This is a genomic window from Candidatus Accumulibacter similis (assembly GCA_013347225.1).
Lineage (GTDB): Bacteria > Pseudomonadota > Gammaproteobacteria > Burkholderiales > Rhodocyclaceae > Accumulibacter > Accumulibacter similis.
Window position 1 is genome coordinate 3,791,842 of sequence record CP054595.1, and the last position, 17,796, is coordinate 3,809,637.

Annotated in this window: 22 protein-coding genes; 8 read left to right on the forward strand and 14 right to left on the reverse strand. The window is 65.4% G+C overall.

Annotated features, from left to right (window positions below; translation table 11 throughout):
• The first annotated feature begins 5 nt into the window (after positions 1-5).
• From HT579_16685 to nifS, 8 genes are all read left to right on the forward strand, one after another.
• Entirely contained in the window at positions 6-425 is a 420-nt protein-coding gene (locus HT579_16685; GenBank protein ID QKS30407.1) for a nitrogen fixation protein NifX, read from the forward strand.
• Positions 422-859, forward strand: a complete 438-nt coding sequence (locus HT579_16690) for a SoxR reducing system RseC family protein (GenBank protein ID QKS30408.1) — start codon at positions 422-424, stop codon at positions 857-859. Before HT579_16685 ends, HT579_16690 begins: the two co-directional genes overlap by 4 nt.
• Positions 856-1,341 carry a NifX-associated nitrogen fixation protein gene (locus HT579_16695; protein QKS30409.1) on the forward strand — a complete coding sequence of 162 codons (486 nt, stop codon included), beginning with the start codon at positions 856-858 and terminating at the stop codon, positions 1,339-1,341. Before HT579_16690 ends, HT579_16695 begins: the two co-directional genes overlap by 4 nt.
• A gap of 10 nt (positions 1,342-1,351) precedes the next feature.
• A complete protein-coding gene (locus HT579_16700) occupies positions 1,352-1,561 on the forward strand; it encodes a hypothetical protein (protein ID QKS30410.1) in 210 nt (69 codons plus the stop codon).
• A 4-nt stretch (positions 1,562-1,565) separates the two neighbouring features.
• Positions 1,566-1,862, forward strand: coding sequence for a ferredoxin III, nif-specific (gene fdxB / locus HT579_16705; GenBank protein ID QKS30411.1), 297 nt, complete (start codon positions 1,566-1,568; stop codon positions 1,860-1,862).
• Positions 1,863-2,057: 195 nt separating this feature from the next.
• A complete protein-coding gene (locus HT579_16710) occupies positions 2,058-2,384 on the forward strand; it encodes an iron-sulfur cluster assembly accessory protein (GenBank protein ID QKS30412.1) in 327 nt (108 codons plus the stop codon).
• Positions 2,385-2,394: 10 nt separating this feature from the next.
• A complete protein-coding gene (gene nifU, locus HT579_16715; GenBank protein QKS30413.1) occupies positions 2,395-3,279 on the forward strand; it encodes a Fe-S cluster assembly protein NifU in 885 nt (294 codons plus the stop codon).
• Positions 3,280-3,303: 24 nt separating this feature from the next.
• The gene (gene nifS, locus HT579_16720) at positions 3,304-4,512 is read left to right on the forward strand and encodes a cysteine desulfurase NifS (protein ID QKS30414.1); all 1,209 of its coding nucleotides are present in this window, start codon (positions 3,304-3,306) and stop codon (positions 4,510-4,512) included.
• A 99-nt stretch (positions 4,513-4,611) separates the two neighbouring features.
• On the opposite strand, the gene HT579_16725 is transcribed toward nifS, so the two are convergent.
• From HT579_16725 to HT579_16790, 14 genes are read right to left on the reverse strand one after another with little or no spacing between them, the layout of a single operon-like run.
• Positions 4,612-5,412 (reverse strand): RNA methyltransferase, encoded by an 801-nt coding sequence (locus tag HT579_16725; protein QKS30415.1) that lies wholly within the window; start codon positions 5,410-5,412, stop codon positions 4,612-4,614.
• Positions 5,409-6,008: a ribonuclease HII gene (gene rnhB / locus HT579_16730; GenBank protein ID QKS30416.1), complete on the reverse strand. Its 600-nt coding sequence runs from the start codon at positions 6,006-6,008 to the stop codon at positions 5,409-5,411. Before rnhB ends, HT579_16725 begins: the two co-directional genes overlap by 4 nt.
• Positions 5,986-7,173 carry a lipid-A-disaccharide synthase gene (gene lpxB, locus HT579_16735; protein ID QKS30417.1) on the reverse strand — a complete coding sequence of 396 codons (1,188 nt, stop codon included), beginning with the start codon at positions 7,171-7,173 and terminating at the stop codon, positions 5,986-5,988. Before lpxB ends, rnhB begins: the two co-directional genes overlap by 23 nt.
• Positions 7,170-7,940 carry an acyl-ACP--UDP-N-acetylglucosamine O-acyltransferase gene (gene lpxA, locus HT579_16740; protein ID QKS30418.1) on the reverse strand — a complete coding sequence of 257 codons (771 nt, stop codon included), beginning with the start codon at positions 7,938-7,940 and terminating at the stop codon, positions 7,170-7,172. The genes lpxB and lpxA overlap by 4 nt, the downstream gene beginning before the upstream one ends.
• A 19-nt stretch (positions 7,941-7,959) precedes the next feature.
• Positions 7,960-8,397 carry a 3-hydroxyacyl-ACP dehydratase FabZ gene (gene fabZ, locus HT579_16745; GenBank protein QKS31681.1) on the reverse strand — a complete coding sequence of 146 codons (438 nt, stop codon included), beginning with the start codon at positions 8,395-8,397 and terminating at the stop codon, positions 7,960-7,962.
• Between the two features lie 5 nt (positions 8,398-8,402).
• Positions 8,403-9,434: a UDP-3-O-(3-hydroxymyristoyl)glucosamine N-acyltransferase gene (gene lpxD, locus HT579_16750; GenBank protein ID QKS30419.1), complete on the reverse strand. Its 1,032-nt coding sequence runs from the start codon at positions 9,432-9,434 to the stop codon at positions 8,403-8,405.
• Positions 9,435-9,452: 18 nt separating this feature from the next.
• Positions 9,453-9,971, reverse strand: a complete 519-nt coding sequence (locus tag HT579_16755) for an OmpH family outer membrane protein (GenBank protein ID QKS30420.1) — start codon at positions 9,969-9,971, stop codon at positions 9,453-9,455.
• A gap of 15 nt (positions 9,972-9,986) precedes the next feature.
• Positions 9,987-12,272, reverse strand: a complete 2,286-nt coding sequence (gene bamA, locus HT579_16760) for an outer membrane protein assembly factor BamA (GenBank protein ID QKS30421.1) — start codon at positions 12,270-12,272, stop codon at positions 9,987-9,989.
• A 4-nt stretch (positions 12,273-12,276) separates the two neighbouring features.
• Entirely contained in the window at positions 12,277-13,644 is a 1,368-nt protein-coding gene (gene rseP, locus HT579_16765) for an RIP metalloprotease RseP (protein ID QKS30422.1), read from the reverse strand.
• A complete protein-coding gene (locus HT579_16770; protein QKS31682.1) occupies positions 13,641-14,831 on the reverse strand; it encodes a 1-deoxy-D-xylulose-5-phosphate reductoisomerase in 1,191 nt (396 codons plus the stop codon). The genes rseP and HT579_16770 overlap by 4 nt, the downstream gene beginning before the upstream one ends.
• 14 nt (positions 14,832-14,845) lie before the next feature.
• On the reverse strand, positions 14,846-15,682 hold the full coding sequence (locus HT579_16775) for a phosphatidate cytidylyltransferase (protein QKS30423.1): 837 nt from the start codon (positions 15,680-15,682) through the stop codon (positions 14,846-14,848).
• Positions 15,675-16,469: a di-trans,poly-cis-decaprenylcistransferase gene (gene uppS / locus HT579_16780; protein QKS30424.1), complete on the reverse strand. Its 795-nt coding sequence runs from the start codon at positions 16,467-16,469 to the stop codon at positions 15,675-15,677. Before uppS ends, HT579_16775 begins: the two co-directional genes overlap by 8 nt.
• 23 nt (positions 16,470-16,492) lie before the next feature.
• Positions 16,493-17,053 (reverse strand): ribosome recycling factor, encoded by a 561-nt coding sequence (gene frr, locus HT579_16785; protein ID QKS30425.1) that lies wholly within the window; start codon positions 17,051-17,053, stop codon positions 16,493-16,495.
• 12 nt (positions 17,054-17,065) lie between these two features.
• Positions 17,066-17,788, reverse strand: coding sequence for a UMP kinase (locus HT579_16790; GenBank protein QKS30426.1), 723 nt, complete (start codon positions 17,786-17,788; stop codon positions 17,066-17,068).
• Positions 17,789-17,796 lie beyond the last annotated feature (8 nt).

The window sequence follows — 17,796 nt, forward strand, 5'->3', positions numbered from 1 at the left end:
CGGACATGCTCAGGGTAGCCTTCGCCAGCAGCGATCGCAGCACGGTGAACCAGCACTTCGGCGCCGCCGAGGGCTTTGCCGTCTATGCGGTGGACGGTGAGCGGGCGCGACTGGTCGAGATTGTCGAGTTTCCGCCGGCTGCCCTGGATGCCAACGAAGCCAGACTGCCGGCACGGGTTGCTGCCCTGGCAGGTTGCGGCGCCGTCTACTGCCTGGCCGCCGGCGCTTCGGCGGTGAAGCAGCTGCTCGCCGCTGGCGTGCAACCAGTACGGCTCGACGACGAGACGGGAATCGACCTCCTCTTGCGGCAACTCAGCCGGGCGATCCGCGCCGGCGGCATCGACTGGGTCGACAGGGCGAGGCGCCGCCGCGACGGCGACGACACCCGCTTCGATCGCATGCTCGACGAAGGCTGGGAGGAATGATGGCGGACCTTCTGGAAGCCCGCGGCCGGCTGGTCGCGCTGCACGGCGACTCAGCCGACGTACGCATGGCCGTTGCTTCGAGCTGTCAGGGCTGCCGGGCACGCCCCGTCTGCGCTGACGGTGGCGGGCGAATCATCCGCATCGTCGCACCGCCGAACGCCTCGGTCGGCGACCCGGTGCTCCTCGAACTGGATCAAGCGAATTTCGCGCTCGGGGTGGCGATCGGCTATCTCCTCCCGGCCCTGCTGCTGCTGCTCGGCGCAGCCGTGTCGTCCTTCGCCGGCGACGCCGCCGCCGCGCTCGGTGCCGCCATCGGCCTGGTCACCGGCCTGTTGCTGGTCCGACTGCTGCACCGCCGGCTGCTTGCCGATCGCCTGCAGCCAACCGCTTCCGTCACCTGTCCAAGCCAGCCTTTTCCCGGAGAATGCCCATGAGCACCGGTGTTGCCCTCGTATCCGGCATCGAGCCCGCTGATTCGCCAATCTATGCCACCGAATTCATCCGGGAAATGCTGCGCCAGACCCGGGCGCTCGACAGCTATGGCCGGTGGGACGGCAAGCCGGCGTCGTCGATCCTCGCCGGCTACGTCGTGAGCAAGGCGCAGAAACGCGCGCTGCCGACCGTCGGCGACCCCGACGAGCCGACGCTGGCCCGCGTCAGGGCCTTCCACAACGCGCTCGCCGTGTTGATCGAAAAGGAATGTGGACAGATGGCGGTGCCATTCCTGCAGGTCACCCATGAAGGCTTCGGACGCGCGCTGATCACGGTCGGCAAGCTGGTGGCCGTGGATCGGACGCTGCGCGACGTGCATCGCTTCGGCTTCGAGTCGCTGCGGCAAATGAAGAGTGAGGCCGACAAGCATGTCGCCGCGGCGCTCGGCGTCATTGGCCGATTCCCCGAAGTGGCCGGTCTGTGAGGGTGGGAAGATGAGCGAAGACGAAATCAGGGAACTCGATCGGCAGGTGAAGAAGCTCAAGCGCCTCGCCGCAGAGCAGGCGGCGAGGCTTCACGATCTGGTCGAGGACGGTTTGCCTGCGGCCTGGCAGGAGCTCCCGGAAACCTCACAGGCAACGATCCTCGCGTGCCAGGCTTGGGCGGAAGCCAATGCCCGGCTGCAGGCGGCCCTGAAAGGATAGGCACATGGGCATCATCACCGGACGCACCCGCGGCGGGGACGAGTGGATCCCGCAATTCGTGAGTTTTCTCGATCCGAAAAAGTGCATCGGCTGCGGCCGCTGCTACAAGGTCTGTCCACGCAATGTTCTCGATCTGGTCGAGCGCAGCGAGCAACTGCTGGCCGAGGCGGACGATGACGCCGATGACGACGACGAAATGATGGTGATGACCATCGTCAACGGCGGCGACTGCATCGGCTGCGGTGCCTGCGGCCGCGTCTGCCCGAAGGACTGCTACACCTACGAGGCTGCCAGTGGATGAGCTCGACGCGCCGGTCGGCGTGGCCGCCGGCAATCGCGTCGCAGTCCGGCGTGTCGGGTTTGCGACATCCGCCAGACCGCGAAGGGAAGCCAATGAGTCGTTCAATTTCATGGTGTTGCGCGTTCTCGACCAAGCTGGTACGAAGCTTGCCTTGATCACTCCAGGGAACCCGCCCCGTCTCAAGGAGAGCACCTCATGATCCACCTGACCCCGGCCGCGCTGAAGGCGATCGGCCGCTTCATCAAGGCCACCGAGGCGCCGATTGCCGGCCTGCGCATTTTTGTCTGCGGCGGCGGTTGCGCCGGCCTGCAATACCGGCTTCGCCTCGAGCAGGACAAGACCGATGACGACCTGGCACTCGACATTGGTGCCGCGGCCCCGCTGCTGGTTGATCCGCTGAGTCACTCGCTGCTCGACGGCCTGCGCATCGATTTCGTCGATAGCCTCACCCGCACCGGCTTCCAGTTCAACAACCCGAATGTTGTCGGCGCCTGCGCCTGCGGCCAGTCGTTCGCCGCCTGAGGAGACCGCCATGTGGGACTACTCCGACAAGGTGCGCGAGCATTTCTTCAACCCGAGAAACTCGGGGCCGCTCGACGACGCCAACGCCATCGGTGATTTCGGTTCGATCAAGTGCGGTGACGCGCTCCGACTGATGCTCAGGGTCAATCCGCAAACCGAGGTGATCGACGATGCACGCTTCCAGACTTTCGGCTGCGGCTCGGCGATCGCCTCGTCGTCCGCGCTGACCGAGATCATCAAGGGAAAGACGCTGGACGAAGCGCTGCAGGTCAGCAACCAGGACATCGCCGACTATCTCGACGGACTGCCGCCGGAAAAGATGCACTGTTCGGTGATGGGGCGTGAGGCGCTGCAGGCCGCGGTTGCCGACTATCGCGGTGAGAGCTGGAAGGATGATCACCAGGAGAGTGAACTGGTCTGCAAGTGCTTCGCCATCGACACCGTGATGATCGAGGACACGGTCCGCGCCAACCGCTTGCGGACGATCGAGGAAGTGGCCAACTACACCAAGGCCGGGGGTGGCTGCTCGGCGTGTCACGAGAAGATCGAGGACATCCTGATCGCCGCCAATGGCCGGCTTTACGCCGCAGCGGTGAAGCCGACCCAGGCGCCTCCGGCGACCAGCGACGCGCCCGGCAGGCCGAAACTGACCAACTACCAGCGGATCCGCAGGATCGAGGAGACCCTGGACGCGATCCGCCCCCTGCTGCAACGTGACCACGGCGACGTCACCCTGGTCGAGGTCGATGGCAGGAACATCTACGTCGAGCTCAGCGGTGCCTGCCAGGGGTGTGCGATGCAGGCTGCCACTCTCGGCGGCGTGCAGCAGAAGCTCTGTGAAACGCTGGGCGAGCTGGTGCAGGTGCTGCCGGTCGCCGCACTGGTCCGCGCGTAGCGGCATCATTCGATGGGAGAAGCCATGCAACCGATCTACATGGACAACAATGCCACGACCGCCTGTGATCCAGCCGTCGTGGCAGCGATGCTGCCCTTCTTTACCGAGCAGTTCGGCAATGCTTCGTCGATCCACAGCTTTGGATCCCACGTCGGCAAGGCGATCACGCAGGCGCGCGCGCAGGTCCAGTCGCTGCTCGGCGCGGCGCACGACAGCGAAATCGTGTTCAATTCCTGTGGCACCGAGGCCGACGCGACCGCCATCCTCTCGGCGTTGAAAGCCAATCCGGAACGACGGACGGTGATCACCACGACGGTCGAGCACCCGGCGGTCCTGAACCTGTGCAACGCACTCGAGAAGGAAGGCTGCGTCGTGCATCGCCTGCGCGTCGACCGCAAGGGACGGCTCGACCTCGACGAGTATGCTTCGCTGCTCGACGACCGCGTGGCGATCGTTTCCGTGATGTGGGCAAACAATGAAACGGGTACGCTCTTTCCCGTCGAGGAGATGGCGGAGATGGCGCACGCGCAAGGCATTCTCTTTCACACGGACGCCGTACAGGCCGTCGGCAAGGTTGCCATCGACCTGAAGAAGACGAAGATCGACATGCTCTCGCTCTCCGGCCACAAGCTGCATGCACCGAAGGGTATCGGCGTGCTTTATGTGCGCCGCAATACCCGTTTCCGCCCACTCCTGCGCGGCGGTCACCAGGAGCGCGGGCGACGCGCTGGTACCGAGAACTCGGCTTCGATCGTCGGCCTGGGGGTTGCTTGCGGACTCGCCCAGCAGTACATGACGGAAGAGAACACGACCGTCAAGCGCCTGCGTGACCGCCTCGAACGGGGCATTCTCGGCAGCGTCAGGAACGCCTTCGTCAATGGCGACACGCTCTACCGTCTGCCGAACACCACGAGCATCGCCTTTGAGTATGTGGAAGGCGAAGCCATCCTGCTGCTCCTGAACCAGGAGGGCATTGCAGCTTCCTCGGGATCGGCCTGCACCTCGGGCTCCCTCGAGCCGTCGCACGTCATGCGGGCGATGGCAATCCCCTATACAGCCGCGCACGGGACGATACGCCTTTCGCTCTCACGCTACAACACAGCCCAGGAAGTGGACCGCGTCATCGCCGCCGTCCCGCCAGTGATCGCGAGGTTGCGGAAGCTCTCTCCGTACTGGAGCGGAGAGGCACCGCTGGCCCACCCCGAAGAAGCCTTCCAGCCGGCGTACGCCTGACCGCGCCGAACGATGGCACAGCCACCAACGCCGGCAAGGTCCGGCCGGCGACCGCGGATGTCGTGCCGGACCGATGGCGGCCCGCAAACGACATCGCCGTCAGCGGTCGCCGTCAGCGGCCCGATGCCGTCGCCTGACCGTCTCGAAAAGACAGACTGCGGCGGCAGCGGCGACGTTGAGCGATTCGCAGACGCCGGGCATCGGAATGCGTACCTGCAGACTCGTCGCCGCCAGCACCGCAGCGCTCAAGCCCCGCCCTTCGCTGCCGAAGACCCAGGCGACGGCTCGTGCCAGTCCGGCTGAGTAGAGGTCTGCGGTCGCGCCGACGGCGGTCGCGATGCTCTGCCCATGATAGGCGGCGAGAAACGCGGGCAGGTCGCCGTCTTCGTGGATGTCGAGCTGGAAATGGGCGCCCATGCCGGCGCGCAGCGTCTTCGGCGACCACGCCTGGGCGCAGTCTGCCGACAACAGGATCTGGCGAAAGCCGGCCGCCGCCGCGCTGCGCAGGATCGAGCCGACGTTGCCGGGGTCCTGAACACCGTCGAGCGCGACCGCATCGGCCGCCAGATCGATCGCCGTTGCCGGCTGCGGCCAGGCTGCGACGGCCATGATGCCGCTCGGCGTGTCGACCAGTGCCAGCTCGGCCCACAGGGAATCGGGCAACTGGATGATCGGCACGGCTGCCGGGCAACTCGCCAGATAGTCGACGATCTCCGCCCGCGCGGCGCCGCTGTCGCTGAGGACGATCTCGGCCGGGCTGCCGCAACGCTGCTGGTAGGCGCTGATGAGGTGCATGCCGTCGAGCAACAGGCGGCCGCTGCGGCGCCTCTCGCGAGCGCTCGCTTGCAGCCGCTTCAGTTCGCGGAAATGCGCATTGTCGCGCGAGCTGATGCGCTTCATGCCCGCAGCAGGCGGGCGACCGGGGCAAAGCTGCGCCGATGCTGCGGGCACGGGCCGTTCTCCTGCAGGGCCCGCAGATGCGCCGCCGTCGGGTAGCCCTTGTGGCGATCGAAGCCATACTGCGGATGGGTGGCGTGGAGTTCCTGCATGCCGGCGTCGCGGACGGTCTTCGCCAGGATCGACGCCGCGGCGATCTGGCAGATGCGGCCGTCGCCGCCGATGACGGCCTGCGCCGGGTAGGCAAATGACGGGCAATGCTGGCCATCGACCAGAATCTGCGCCGGCAGCACGCCGTGCCGTTCGACCAAGCCGCAGACCGCCCGCTGCATGGCGAGCAGGGTCGCCTGCAGGATGTTGAGGCGGTCGATCTCGCTGGCCGATGCCTCGGCGACGGCCCAGGCAAGCGCCTGCAGACGGATCCTGGCGGACAGTTGCAGGCGCCGCTCGGAGCTGAGCTTTTTCGAGTCGTCGAGGCCGGCAATCGGCCGCCGCGGATCGAGGATCACCGCCGCGGCCACAACCGGGCCGGCCAATGGGCCGCGCCCTGCCTCATCGACGCCGCAGGCGAGCCCCTCAGCCTGCAGCAGCGCCGGCATGCTCGCGGATCGCAGCCGGCAGGCAGCCGATGACGGCCTGGGCGGCCTTCTCGGCGGCATTCTGCCGCAACTGCAGGTGCAGTGAATGGAAGAGCCTCTGCAGACCGGCGCGCACGCCCCGGTCCGCGTACAGGTTGAGGGCGGCCTGGGCGAGGTTCGCCGGCGTCGCGTCTTCCTGGATGAACTCGGGAACGACGAACCGGCCGGCGAGGACGTTCGGCAGGCCAACATAGGGCAGGTAGCCACCGATGCGGCGCATCAGCCAGGCGGAGAACGGCGCCATCTTGTAGACGATGACCATCGGCCGCTTGAGCAGCGCCGCTTCGAGAGTGGCCGTCCCGCTGGCGACGAGAACGACGTCGGCAGCCATCATCGCCTGATGCGCGTGGCCGAACAGAAGACGCAGTGGCAGGTCGTCGGCGGCGCATCGCTGCCGCGCCGCCTCGAACATGCCGCGCGTCTCGCGCGTCGCCAGCGGCACGACGAAGGCCGCATCGGGGATCGCCCGGTGAATCCGGCGCGCGGTCTCGATGAAGGTATCGGCCATGTACTGCAACTCCGACTGCCGGCTGCCCGGCAACAGCGCAAAGACGGCCTGCTGTTCGGGAAAGCCCAGGAGTTCACGCGTCGCGTCACGCGCATCGTCGAGCGGCAGCATGTCGGCGAGCGGATGACCGACATAGCTGACGGGAATCCCCTGTCGCTCGTAGATCGCCGGTTCGAAGGGAAACAGTGCGAGGACACGCGAGACGGCGGCGCCGATCCTGTGGATGCGCTCACCACGCCAGGCCCAGATCGACGGACTGACGTAATGGACGGTCGTCACGCCGCGCCGCTTCAGTGCCCGCTCCAGACCAAGGTTGAAATCGGGCGCATCGACGCCGATGAAAACGTCCGGCGGGTCGGCCAGCAGGCGCCGTCGCAGACCGCGACGGATGGCAACGATCTCGCGAAAGTGGCGCAGCACCTCGGCGTAGCCGCGCACCGCCAGCTTCTCGAGCGGGTACCAGGAGTCGAAGCCCTTGCCCAGCATCCGCGGACCGCCGATGCCGAAGAACACCGCCTGCGGCAGCCGGCTACGGATGGCCTCGATGAGCTGGCTGGCCAGGAGGTCGCCCGATGCCTCACCGGCCACCAGCGCGATCCGGACCACGCCAGCGGTCATCGGATGATGCCGCGCCTCGAAACGGCGAGGAAGTCGAGCAACGGCTGGATCTCGGGATGAGCCTTGACCTCATCCTGCAGCTTGGCGCGCGCTTCCTCGAGCATCAGGCCCGACTTGTAGATGGTGCGGTAGGCACGTTTCAGCGTCAGCAGTGCCTCCGGCGAGAAGCCTCGCCGTTTCAGGCCCTCGGCGTTGATGCCGTAGGGGCCGGCGCTGTTGCCGGCAGCCATGACATAGGGTGGAACGTCCTGGATGACGACCGATCCGGCAGCGATCATGCTGTGCGCGCCAACGCGGCAGAACTGGTGCACGCCGGCGAAACCGCCAAGGATCGCCCAGTCCCCGATATGGACGTGACCCGCGAGTTGCGCATTGTTGGCAAAGATCGTGCGGTTGCCGACCTGGCAGTCATGCGCGATATGCACGTAGGCCATGATCCAGTTGTCGTCACCGACACGGGTGATGCCGACATCCTGCGCCGTACCGATGTTGAAGGTGCAGAACTCGCGGATCGTGTTGCGGTCACCGATCTCGAGGCACGTCGGCTCGCCGCCGTACTTCTTGTCCTGCGGCACCTCACCGAGTGACGCGAACTGGTAGATCCGGTTGTCGCAACCGATACGCGTGCGCCCGGTGACGACGACGTGCGGCCCGATGGTCGTGTTGTCGCCAATCTCGACGTGCTCACCGATGATCGAATAGGCGCCGACCGTCACGTTCGCCCCGAGTCGCGCGCCGGCATGGATGATGGCTGTCTGGTGGATCATGGCGGCCGCTTCCGGAATCTCAGGCGATGTTGCTCTTGGCGCACATCAGCTCGGCTTCGGCGACCGTCTCGCCATCGACCACCGCCCGCGCCTCGAACTTCCAGATGTTGCGAAACTGGCGCTGGATGCTGACGTGCAGATGGAGTTGGTCGCCCGCGGTCACCGTCTTCTTGAAGCGCGCCTTGTCGATGCCGACGAAGAAGAAGAGCGAGTGCAGGTCGGGCTTCTCGCCGAGACTGCGGAATGACAGGATGCCGGCGGCCTGTGCCAGCGCCTCGGTGATCAGCACGCCCGGCATCACCGGATGATGCGGGAAGTGCCCGGGAAAGAACGGTTCGTTGATCGTCACGTTCTTGTACGCATGGATCGACCGGCCGGGCTGGCAATCGAGGACACGATCGACCAGCAGGAACGGATAGCGATGCGGCAGGTGCTCGAGGATTGCCTTGATATCCATTGCGTTCAAGATTTCATCTCCATCAGTTTGACCTTCTTTTCAAGTTCGGCGACCCGTTCGACGAGCCTGGCCAGGCGTCTGAGCTGCGCCGCATTGTGCAACCAGTCGGCATGTTCATCGAGCGGGAAGACCCCCGTGTACTGCCCCGGTCGGCTCAGACTGCGGGCGACCAGGGTGCCGCCGGAAATGTGCACGTCGTCGCCGAGTTCCAGGTGGCCGCTGATCATGCCGGCGCCGCCAATGGTGCACCGCCGACCGATACGCGTGCTGCCGGCGATGCCGACGCAGCCGGCCATCGCGGCGTTCTCGCCGATGCTGCAGTTGTGGCCGACCTGAATCTGGTTGTCGAGCTTGACTCCGTCGGCAATCAGCGTGTCGTCGAGCGCGCCACGGTCGATCGAGGTGTTGGCTCCGATCTCGACATCATCGCCGATCACCACCCGGCCGATCTGCGGGATCTTGATCCAGCGCTCGCCCTCCTTGGCAAAACCGAAGCCGTCGGAGCCGATCACCGCCCCCGAATGGATGATCGCCCGCCTGCCGATCACGCAGTGATCGTAGACGACGACGTTCGGATGCAGCAGCGAATCGTCGCCGATCGCCACCCCGTCGCCAATCACGCAACCGGGCTGCAGCGTCACGTTGTCGCCGAGTTGCACCCCCCTGCCGACGACGACATTCTCGCCGATGCAGGCCGATGCCGGCACCGGCGAGTGCACCACGGCACCGCGATGGACACCCGGCCGGCGGGCTGCCGGCGGATTCAGCAGGCCAACGACGCGCGCGTAGTAGGCGTACGAATTCTGGTGCACGATCCGCGGCAGTTCGGTCTCGGCGGCAAACTGCGGCGGCACGATGACCGCCGATGCCAGCGTCGTCTGCAGCTGCGCGCGGTACTTCGGATTGGCTAGGAAGGCAATCTCGCCCGCCCGCGCCGACTGCAGCGTGCCGACCTGCGACACGACGAGCGACCCGTCGCCCTGCAGCACACCGCCAAGACGGGCGACGATCTCGTCCAGTCGCAAACCGGCCGCCATCGGTGGCGCTGGTGTGGACTACTTCGCCGCGTCCCTGGATTCCGACAGTGCCTTGATGACCTTGTCCGTGATGTCGAGCCGCGGACTGACCCAGACGACGTCCTGGACGATCAGGTCATACCGCTCGCTGTCGGCGAGCTGCTTGATCGCCTTGTTGGCCTTCTCGATGATCGCTGCGTTTTCCTCGTTCTGGCGCAGGTTGAGATCCTCTCGGAACTCGCGCTGCTTGCGTTGGAATTCGCGCGACAACTCGGCCAGGTCCTTCTCCTTGGCGCGTCTCTCCGACTCGGCCATGGTCGGCCCGCCCTTCTCGAGCGACTCCTGCAGACCCTGGACCTGCTTCGCCAACCGCTGCAGATCCTGGTCACGCTTGGAGAACTCCTGTTCGATCTTCTTCGCCGCCTTGACCGCTGCCGGCGCATCGCGGAACAGCCGCTGCGTATTCACGTATCCCACCTTCAGCTCGGCCGCCGAGGTACCGGCAAAGGGCAGCGCGGCAAGCAGGACTCCGAGCAGCGTGGCAATCGTTCTCTTCAAGCTAGTTCTCCCGGATCAAAAGGTCGTACCCATCTGAAACTGAAACTTCTGGATCTTATCATTCTTCTCGATGCCGATAGGCTGCCCGTAACTGAATTTCAGTGGGCCAAGCGGCGAAATCCAGGCCGCCGTCAGGCCCACCGACCAACGCAGACCGCCTTCCGAGATGGTATAGCCGGTTTCATTGAAGACATTGCCCGCATCGACGAATGGCCCGAGGCGCAGTGCCTTGTCGAAGCCCGGGAAAGGCATCAGCAGTTCGGCGTTGAGGACCACCTTGCGCGTACCGCCGAGGCGCGTATCGGGATAGAGCGGGTCCACCGGCCCCAGACTCGCCGTCTCGAAGCCACGGACCGAGCCGACGCCGCCGGCGTAGAAGTTCTTGTAGAACGGCAGTGTCTGCCCCTCGAGCCCGTCCGCGTAACCCAGCTCGCCGTAGAGCATCAGGATCAGGTCCTTGGTCAGCGAGAAATACTGCTGGTTGGAATAGGTCAGGCGGTAGAAGGAAAGATCGACACCCGGTATCGCGACCTCGACTCCCGCCTTCTGGACGCCACCACTGGTGGTGTAGATCGCACTGTTGCGCGTGTCGCGGGTCCACGACACGGTCGCCGGCAGCGTGATGTTCGAGTCGCCGTGCTCCCTCTGGAACTGGATGTACTGGATCGGCGTCGCGATGGTGATCGGCGTGATGTCGATCGTCGTCTGGTCGATCGCCAGCCCGACGTTGAGCATGTCCTTCTCGTCCAGCGGAAAACCGAAGCGGATGCCGCCACCCCACGACGTGGACTGGAAGGCATAGCCAAGCGAGGTCGGGTTGAGCGTGCGGTAGTAGGCATCGAAGCCCTGGCTGATGCCATCGACGGTGAAATAGGGGTTGGTGTAATTGATGCCCAGCGTGCGGTTCAGCTTGCCGGTATTGATCTGCAGACCGAGGTGCTTGCCGCTGCCGAAGATGTTGGACTGCGAGATCGATCCCGAGAGAATGACTTTCTCGGCCGTCGAATAGCCGGCACCGATCGAGATGTTGCCGGTCGACTTCTCGGCAACGTTGACGTTGACGTCGACCTGGTCGATGCTTCCCGGCACCGGCGGCGTCTCGACGTTGACTTCGTTGAAGTAGCCGGTGCGATCGATCCGCTCGCGTGACTTGGCGACCCGGTCGGCATCGTACCAGGCGCCCTCCATCTGACGCATCTCCTGCCGGATCACTTCATCACGCGTCTTGCTGTTGCCGGTGATATTGACGCGGCGGACGTAGGTGCGCTTGCCGGGATCGACGAAGATGGTGAAAGCCACCTGCCGCTTCTCCTTGTCGAGTTCCGGTGCCGCATTGACGTTGGCGAAGGCGTAACCCTGATGGCCAAGCTTGTCGGTGATCGCCTTGGTGCTCTCGTTCAACCGCTCGCGCGAGAAGACCTCGCCCGCCCGGATCTTCACCAGCTTCCTGAACTCCTCTTCGGGCAACGTCAGGTCGCCGGCCAGCTTCACCGAGGAGACGAGATAACGCTCCCCTTCGTTGATGCTGATCGTGATGTAGATCTCTTTCTTGTCGGGCGTGATCGACACCTGCGTCGACTCGACGCTGAATTCGAGATAGCCGCGATCCAGGTAGTACGAGCGCAGCGTCTCGAGGTCCGCGGACAACTTCTGCCGCGAGTACTGGTTGTCCTTGGTGTACCAGCTGATCCAGCCACCCGTCTTCTGCTGCATGACGGCCAGCAGGTCCTTCTCGCGAATGGCATTGGCGCCGACGATGTTGATCTGCCGGATGCTCGCCGGCTCACCCTCGTCGATGGTGAAGTTGATCGCCACCCGGTTGCGCTCGAGTGGTGTGACGGTCGTCGTGATCGTCACCGCGTACCTGCCGCGCGTCAGATACTGCCTCTTCAGCTCCTGCTCGGCCTTCTCCAGCGTTGCCCGGTCGAAGGTCCGCGCGACGGCGACGCCCACTTCCTTCAGTCCCTTGATCAACTGGTCCTTGTCGAACTCCTTCAGGCCGACAAAATCGATCTGCGCGATCGCCGGGCGCTCCTCGACGACGACGATCACCACCCCGCCATCCATCTCGATGCGGACATCCTTGAAGAAGCCGGTGGCAAACAGCGCCTTGATCGCCTGCGCAGCCTTCTCGTCGGTCATCGTCTCGCCGACCTTGACCGGCAGATAGCTGAAGACCGTGCCGGCCTCGACGCGCTGAATTCCCTCGACGCGGATGTCGCGCACGGTGAACGGCTCGATCGCCACCGCTGCGGAGGCAAGGAGAGAGGCCAACAGACCTGCGAGCAGGTTTTTCTTCATAAGCTCAGCCGGAGAACAAGCGGTTGATGTCGTTGTAGAAGGCGAACGCCATGAGCATGAGCAGCAAGGTCAGCCCGATCTGTTGGCCGATCTCCATCGCGCGCTCGGAAAGGGGCCCGCGCTTGATTATTTCCACCAGATAATACAGCAAATGCCCGCCATCCAGAATCGGGATCGGCAGCAGGTTGAGGACGCCGAGGCTGATGCTCACCAGTGCCAGGAACTTTAGATAGTAGTCGACGCCGAGCTTCGCCGACTGGCCGGCATAGTCGGCGATGGTCACCGGCCCACTCAGGTTGCGCCACGAAACTTCGCCCGTGATCATGCGACCGATCATCACCAGGGTGAATGCCGACTTGTCCCAGGTCTCGGCGAATGCCTTGCCCAGCGCCGACACCGGTCCGTAGCGAACGGTGACCATCATCTGCTCGCGCGTCTGCCCGCCGTCGCGTACCGCGGCACCGATGCGACCGATCTTCCGCCCCTGTTCCTCGACCGTCGACGGCCTCACCGCCAGCCGCTGCGGCAACCCGTGGCGGAGAATCTCCACCTGCAGCGTCTGTCCCGGCGAACGGCGAACGACACTGACCAGTTCCGCCCAACTGTCGATCGGCTCACCATCGATATCCAGGATCTCGTCACCCGCCTGCAGCCCGGCGGCCTCGGCTGCGCTCCCGGCGCTGACGCTGCCGACGATCGGCGGCAGGCGCGGCCGGTAGAGTCGCAAGCCCAGCCTCTCGAGCGCATCCCCCTCCCAACCGGATTGCCGCACGACCGCCAGATCGAGGCGGCGAACGATTATCTCCTGCCGCGGGTTGAGCAACTCGAGGTCGACCTGATCGTGATCGACCGCCCTTCGCAGCAGCAGCCAGCGCATCTCCTGCCAGGTCTGCACCGGCTCGCCACCGACCCGCAGCACCTGCTCGCCGTCGTCGAGTCCGGCGGCTGCGGCCGGACTCGACAACGCCGGCGGACCGAGGATCGGCCTGAACTCCTCGCTGCCGTACCAGAACAGGCCCCAGTAGAGCAGCACAGCCAGAATGAAGTTCGCCGCCGGCCCAGCGGCGACGATCACCATCCGGCGCGCGACCGGCTGCCGATTGAAGCTGCGGTGCAGTTCGGCAGGCGCCACTTCGCCTTCGCGCTCGTCGAGCATCTTGACATAGCCGCCGAGCGGAAAGGCGGCGATGGCCCATTCGGTGTCATCGCGACCCCAGCGTCGCACGAACAGCGGTCGCCCGAAGCCGACCGAAAAACGCACTACCCTGACCCCCGCCCAGCGGGCCGCGAGATAGTGGCCGAACTCGTGCACGATGACGAGGATGCCGAGCACGACGGCAAAAGCGACGAGATAGTAGAGAAAGCCGCTCATGCGCAGACGCCAGCGGCCATGCACTGCTCGGTAGCCTGGCGCGCCGCCCGGTCGGCTGCCAGCACCTCGGCGAGCGAAGCGGGCTCACGGCCGGCCGGCAACTGGTCCATGACTTCCTCGATCAGCCGCGGGATCACGGTGAAGCCGATGCGACCCGCGAGGAAGGCCTCTACCGCCACCTCGTTCGCCGCATTGAGGGTCGCCGACGCCGTACCGCCTGCGCGCAGCGCGCGATAGGCCAGTGCCAGACAAGGGAAGCGCGCCAAATCCGGGCACTCGAAGTGCAGACCCGCGATGGCACACAGATCGAGCGGCGCCACGCCGGCGGCAATGCGCCGTGGATAGGCGAGCGCATGCGCGATCGGCGTCCGCATGTCCGGATTGCCGAGCTCGGCGATCACCGAGCCGTCGGCATACTGGACCAGCGAATGGATGATGCTCTGCGGATGGATGATGACCTGGATCCGCTCCGCCGGGAGATTGAACAGCCAGCGGGCCTCGATCACCTCCAACCCCTTGTTCATCATCGTCGCCGAATCGACCGAAATCTTCCGGCCCATCACCCAGTTCGGGTGCGAACAGGCTTCGTCCGGACCGACCGCGCCGAGATCCGCCAGCGGACGGTCACGGAACGGCCCGCCCGAGGCCGTCAGGCACAGACCGAGCACACCGCTCGCCTGCGGATCACCTGCATAGTCGGCGGGCAGCGACTGGAAAATCGCGTTGTGCTCGCTGTCGATCGGCAGCAGCGTGGCGCCGTTGTCGCGCACGGCACGCATGAAGACTGCGCCGGCCATCACCAGCGCCTCCTTGTTCGCCAGCAGGATCTTCTTGCCGGCAACTGCCGCCGCGAGGGTCGGCGGCAGTCCCGCAGCGCCGACGATCGCCGCCATGACGGCATCGACCTCGGGCAGTTGTGCCATGCGCAACAGGGCCGCCGGACCATGGCTGACGGCAGTGGTGCAGCCGGCATCGCGAAGGCGCCCAGCCAGTCCGGCTGCCAGCGCCTCGTCGCCGACGACCGCGTACTGCGGCCGGAACTCCAGGCATTGCTCGTAGAGGCGGTCACTCTGCCGATGCGCACAGAGCGCGACGACCCGGTACAGATCGGGATGGCGCCGCACCACATCCAGCGTGCTGACGCCGATCGAACCGGTCGAGCCAAGAATCGTCAGCCTCTGCATCAGGTTGCCGCCGGCGCTCAAGCCCTTGTCACCAGCCAGACGAGTGCGACCAGCGGCATGGTCGAGGTGAGGCTGTCGATGCGGTCGAGCACCCCGCCGTGCCCGGGCAACAGGTTGCTGCTGTCCTTGAGGCCCGCCTGCCGCTTGAGCAGGGACTCGAACAGGTCGCCGACGATGCTGATCGCCGTCAACAGCAGCAGAACGGGGACCAGCAGCAGCAGGTTGCCGGCCAGCGCCGCCGGCAGGCTCGACGACAGCAGCAGACCATAGGCCAGCACCAGCAGGCCACCGCCGACCGCTCCTTCCCAGGTCTTCCCGGGACTGATTGCCGGCGCCAGCTTGTGCCTGCCGAAGCGACGACCGCTGAAATAGGCGCCGATGTCCGCCAGCCAGACCACGGCCATGATCCCCAGCAGCGTCAGCGGACCGGCCTGCCGCAACTGGACCAGCGCCAGCCAGAGGGGCAGCAGCAGGACGGCTCCGGTCGCCAGCGCCGGGATCGTCCGGGCAAGAGGCCAGCGCCGCTGCAGCCAGACCGGTGCCAGCAGCAACCAGAAGACCACCGCCGGCAGGTAGAAGGCAGCGCCCAGCCGCCACGCCGAGTCGGTGCCCCCCGCCGACAGGCCGACCGCCGCCGGCTCGGCGATGGCCACCAGCAGACAGATCACCGTCAGCGCGAAGCCGAGCGCGATCCTTGGCGCGCCCGCGAGCTGCATCAACGCCCCCCACTCCCAAGCCGCCAGCGCGGCGACCGCGGTGACGAAAAGCAGCCAGCCGAGCGGCGGCAGATGGAACAGCGCCAACAGGAAAGCCGCAAGCAGGACGACCGCGGTGACTACCCGCGTCCTAAGCATCGACTCGCGGACCCGTCGCCTGCGCCGATGCCGGCAGTGCACCCAGCAACTGCTCGCTGGTGCGCCCGAAGCGGCGTTCGCGCTGCCGATACCAGGCCAGTGCGGCGTCGAAAGCGAGCGCGTCGAACTCCGGCCACAGCACCTCGGTGAAGTAGAGCTCGGAATAGGCCAGTTGCCAGAGGAGGAAATTGCTGATCCGCTGCTCACCGCCGGTACGAATGAAGAGATCGGGTTCCGGCGCATAGCTCATCGCCAAGTGCGGTGTCAGGTCGGCCTCATCCCAGTCGCCCCTGCGCTCCGGGTTTTCCAGCAGCATGCGTCTGGTCGCCTGCAGGATGTCCCAGCGGCCGCCATAGTTGGCAGCGATCGACAGGACGAGGCGAGTGTTGGCCGCCGTCCGTTGCTCGGAGGCGTCGATCAGCGCCTGCAGGTCGGGCTCGAAACGCGCCAGATCGCCAATCACGCGCAGGCGCACGCCGTTGCGATCGAGCTTCCTGACCTCTTCCTTGAGAACGCGGACGAACAGTTGCATCAGCAGCGACACCTCGTCCTGCGGTCGGCGCCAGTTCTCCGAGCTGAAGGCAAAAAGGGTCAGGTACTCGATGCCACGTTCGAGGCAGCAGCGGACCATCGTGCGCACCGTCTGGACCCCGCGCCGATGACCGGCGAAGCGCGGCAACATGTGCTTCTTCGCCCAGCGCCCATTGCCATCCATGATGATCGCCACATGCCTGGGGACGGCCAGTGCTGGCGGAACATCGCGCGTCGAGCTGGCAAAGCGCTGCATTCTGATTACCTCGTCGGCAACGGTCAGATCGCCATCAGCTCGGTTTCCTTGTGGCTGAGCTGCTTGTCGATCTCCGCCACGTAACGGTCGGTCAGCTTCTGGATCTCGTCCTGAGCACGGTGCTCGTCGTCCTCGGAACACTCCTTGTTCTTGAGCATTTCCTTCAGCGTCGCAATCGCGTCACGGCGAAGGTTGCGCACCGCCACCTTGGCAGCCTCTCCCTCACCCTTCACCACCTTGATCAGGTCACGACGACGCTCCTCGGTCAACGGCGGCATCGGCACGCGGATCAGGTCTCCCTGTGCAGAAGGATTGAGACCGAGGTCGCAGTCCCGCACCGCCTTCTCGAGCTTGGCCAGCATGTTCTTCTCCCATGGCTGGACGCCAAGAGTCCGGGAATCGATCAGAGTGACGTTGGCCACCGTGTTGATCGGCACCGAGGAGCCGTAATACTCGACATGCACATGATCGAGCAGGCCGATGTGGGCGCGCCCGGTACGTACCTTGGCCAGGTCCGTCTTGAGTGCCTCGACCGATCGCTGCATCTTGTGCTCAGCCGTTTTCTTGACTTCTGCTATCGCCATTTGCCACTCCCATCAGCAATAGACCAGGGTGCCTTCATTGTCGCCCATCGTGACCCGCTGCAGCGCCCCCGGGTTGAATATCGAGAAGACATTGATCGGCAGCTTCTGGTCACGACAGAGAGCGAATGCCGTTGCATCCATCACCGCCAGATTGCGCGCGATCGCGTCGTCGAAACTGATCCGGTCATAACGGACGGCGTGCGGATCCTTCAGCGGGTCGGCCGAGTAGATGCCGTCCACCTTGGTTGCCTTGAGAACGATTTCGGCCCCGATCTCTGCCCCGCGCAGTGCCGCCGCGGTATCGGTAGTGAAGAACGGATTGCCCGTGCCGCCGGAAAAGATCACCGTCCGCCCCTGCTCCAGATAGCGGATGGCTTTCGCCCGAATGTACGGCTCGACCACCTGCTCGATGTTCAAAGCCGACTGCACGCGCGACGCCATCCCCGCGGAACGCATCGCATCGTGCAGTGCGAGACCGTTCATCACCGTTGCCAGCATGCCCATGTAGTCGGCCTGCGCGCGGTCCATGCCGCGCGCCGCCGGCGCCACACCGCGAAAGATGTTGCCACCACCGATGACCACACCGACCTGCACGCCGAGGTCGACGATCGCCTTGATCTCGGACACGATGCCGGCGATGGTCTGCCGATTGATACCGTAGGCATCGCCACCCATGAGCGCTTCGCCGGAGAGTTTGAGGAGAATGCGACGGTACCTCGGTGACTGGGCTGACATCGGCTTCT

Bases quoted from the DNA above. Each gene is read 5' to 3' on its own strand.
- rseP (QKS30422.1), bottom strand. From the start codon at position 13,644: ATGAGCGGCTTTCTCTACTATCTCGTCGCTTTTGCCGTCGTGCTCGGC.
- lpxA (QKS30418.1), bottom strand. From the start codon at position 7,940: ATGATCCACCAGACAGCCATCATCCATGCCGGCGCGCGACTCGGGGCG.
- lpxB (QKS30417.1), bottom strand. From the start codon at position 7,173: ATGACCGCTGGCGTGGTCCGGATCGCGCTGGTGGCCGGTGAGGCATCG.
- bamA (QKS30421.1), bottom strand. From the start codon at position 12,272: ATGAAGAAAAACCTGCTCGCAGGTCTGTTGGCCTCTCTCCTTGCCTCC.
- HT579_16695 (QKS30409.1), top strand. From the start codon at position 856: ATGAGCACCGGTGTTGCCCTCGTATCCGGCATCGAGCCCGCTGATTCG.
- fdxB (QKS30411.1), top strand. From the start codon at position 1,566: ATGGGCATCATCACCGGACGCACCCGCGGCGGGGACGAGTGGATCCCG.
- HT579_16710 (QKS30412.1), top strand. From the start codon at position 2,058: ATGATCCACCTGACCCCGGCCGCGCTGAAGGCGATCGGCCGCTTCATC.
- nifU (QKS30413.1), top strand. From the start codon at position 2,395: ATGTGGGACTACTCCGACAAGGTGCGCGAGCATTTCTTCAACCCGAGA.
- HT579_16725 (QKS30415.1), bottom strand. From the start codon at position 5,412: ATGAAGCGCATCAGCTCGCGCGACAATGCGCATTTCCGCGAACTGAAG.
- rnhB (QKS30416.1), bottom strand. From the start codon at position 6,008: ATGCCGGCGCTGCTGCAGGCTGAGGGGCTCGCCTGCGGCGTCGATGAG.
- nifS (QKS30414.1), top strand. From the start codon at position 3,304: ATGCAACCGATCTACATGGACAACAATGCCACGACCGCCTGTGATCCA.
- HT579_16790 (QKS30426.1), bottom strand. From the start codon at position 17,788: ATGTCAGCCCAGTCACCGAGGTACCGTCGCATTCTCCTCAAACTCTCC.
- HT579_16690 (QKS30408.1), top strand. From the start codon at position 422: ATGATGGCGGACCTTCTGGAAGCCCGCGGCCGGCTGGTCGCGCTGCAC.
- frr (QKS30425.1), bottom strand. From the start codon at position 17,053: ATGGCGATAGCAGAAGTCAAGAAAACGGCTGAGCACAAGATGCAGCGA.
- HT579_16775 (QKS30423.1), bottom strand. From the start codon at position 15,682: ATGCTTAGGACGCGGGTAGTCACCGCGGTCGTCCTGCTTGCGGCTTTC.
- fabZ (QKS31681.1), bottom strand. From the start codon at position 8,397: ATGGATATCAAGGCAATCCTCGAGCACCTGCCGCATCGCTATCCGTTC.
- HT579_16700 (QKS30410.1), top strand. From the start codon at position 1,352: ATGAGCGAAGACGAAATCAGGGAACTCGATCGGCAGGTGAAGAAGCTC.
- HT579_16685 (QKS30407.1), top strand. From the start codon at position 6: ATGCTCAGGGTAGCCTTCGCCAGCAGCGATCGCAGCACGGTGAACCAG.
- lpxD (QKS30419.1), bottom strand. From the start codon at position 9,434: ATGGCGGCCGGTTTGCGACTGGACGAGATCGTCGCCCGTCTTGGCGGT.
- uppS (QKS30424.1), bottom strand. From the start codon at position 16,469: ATGCAGCGCTTTGCCAGCTCGACGCGCGATGTTCCGCCAGCACTGGCC.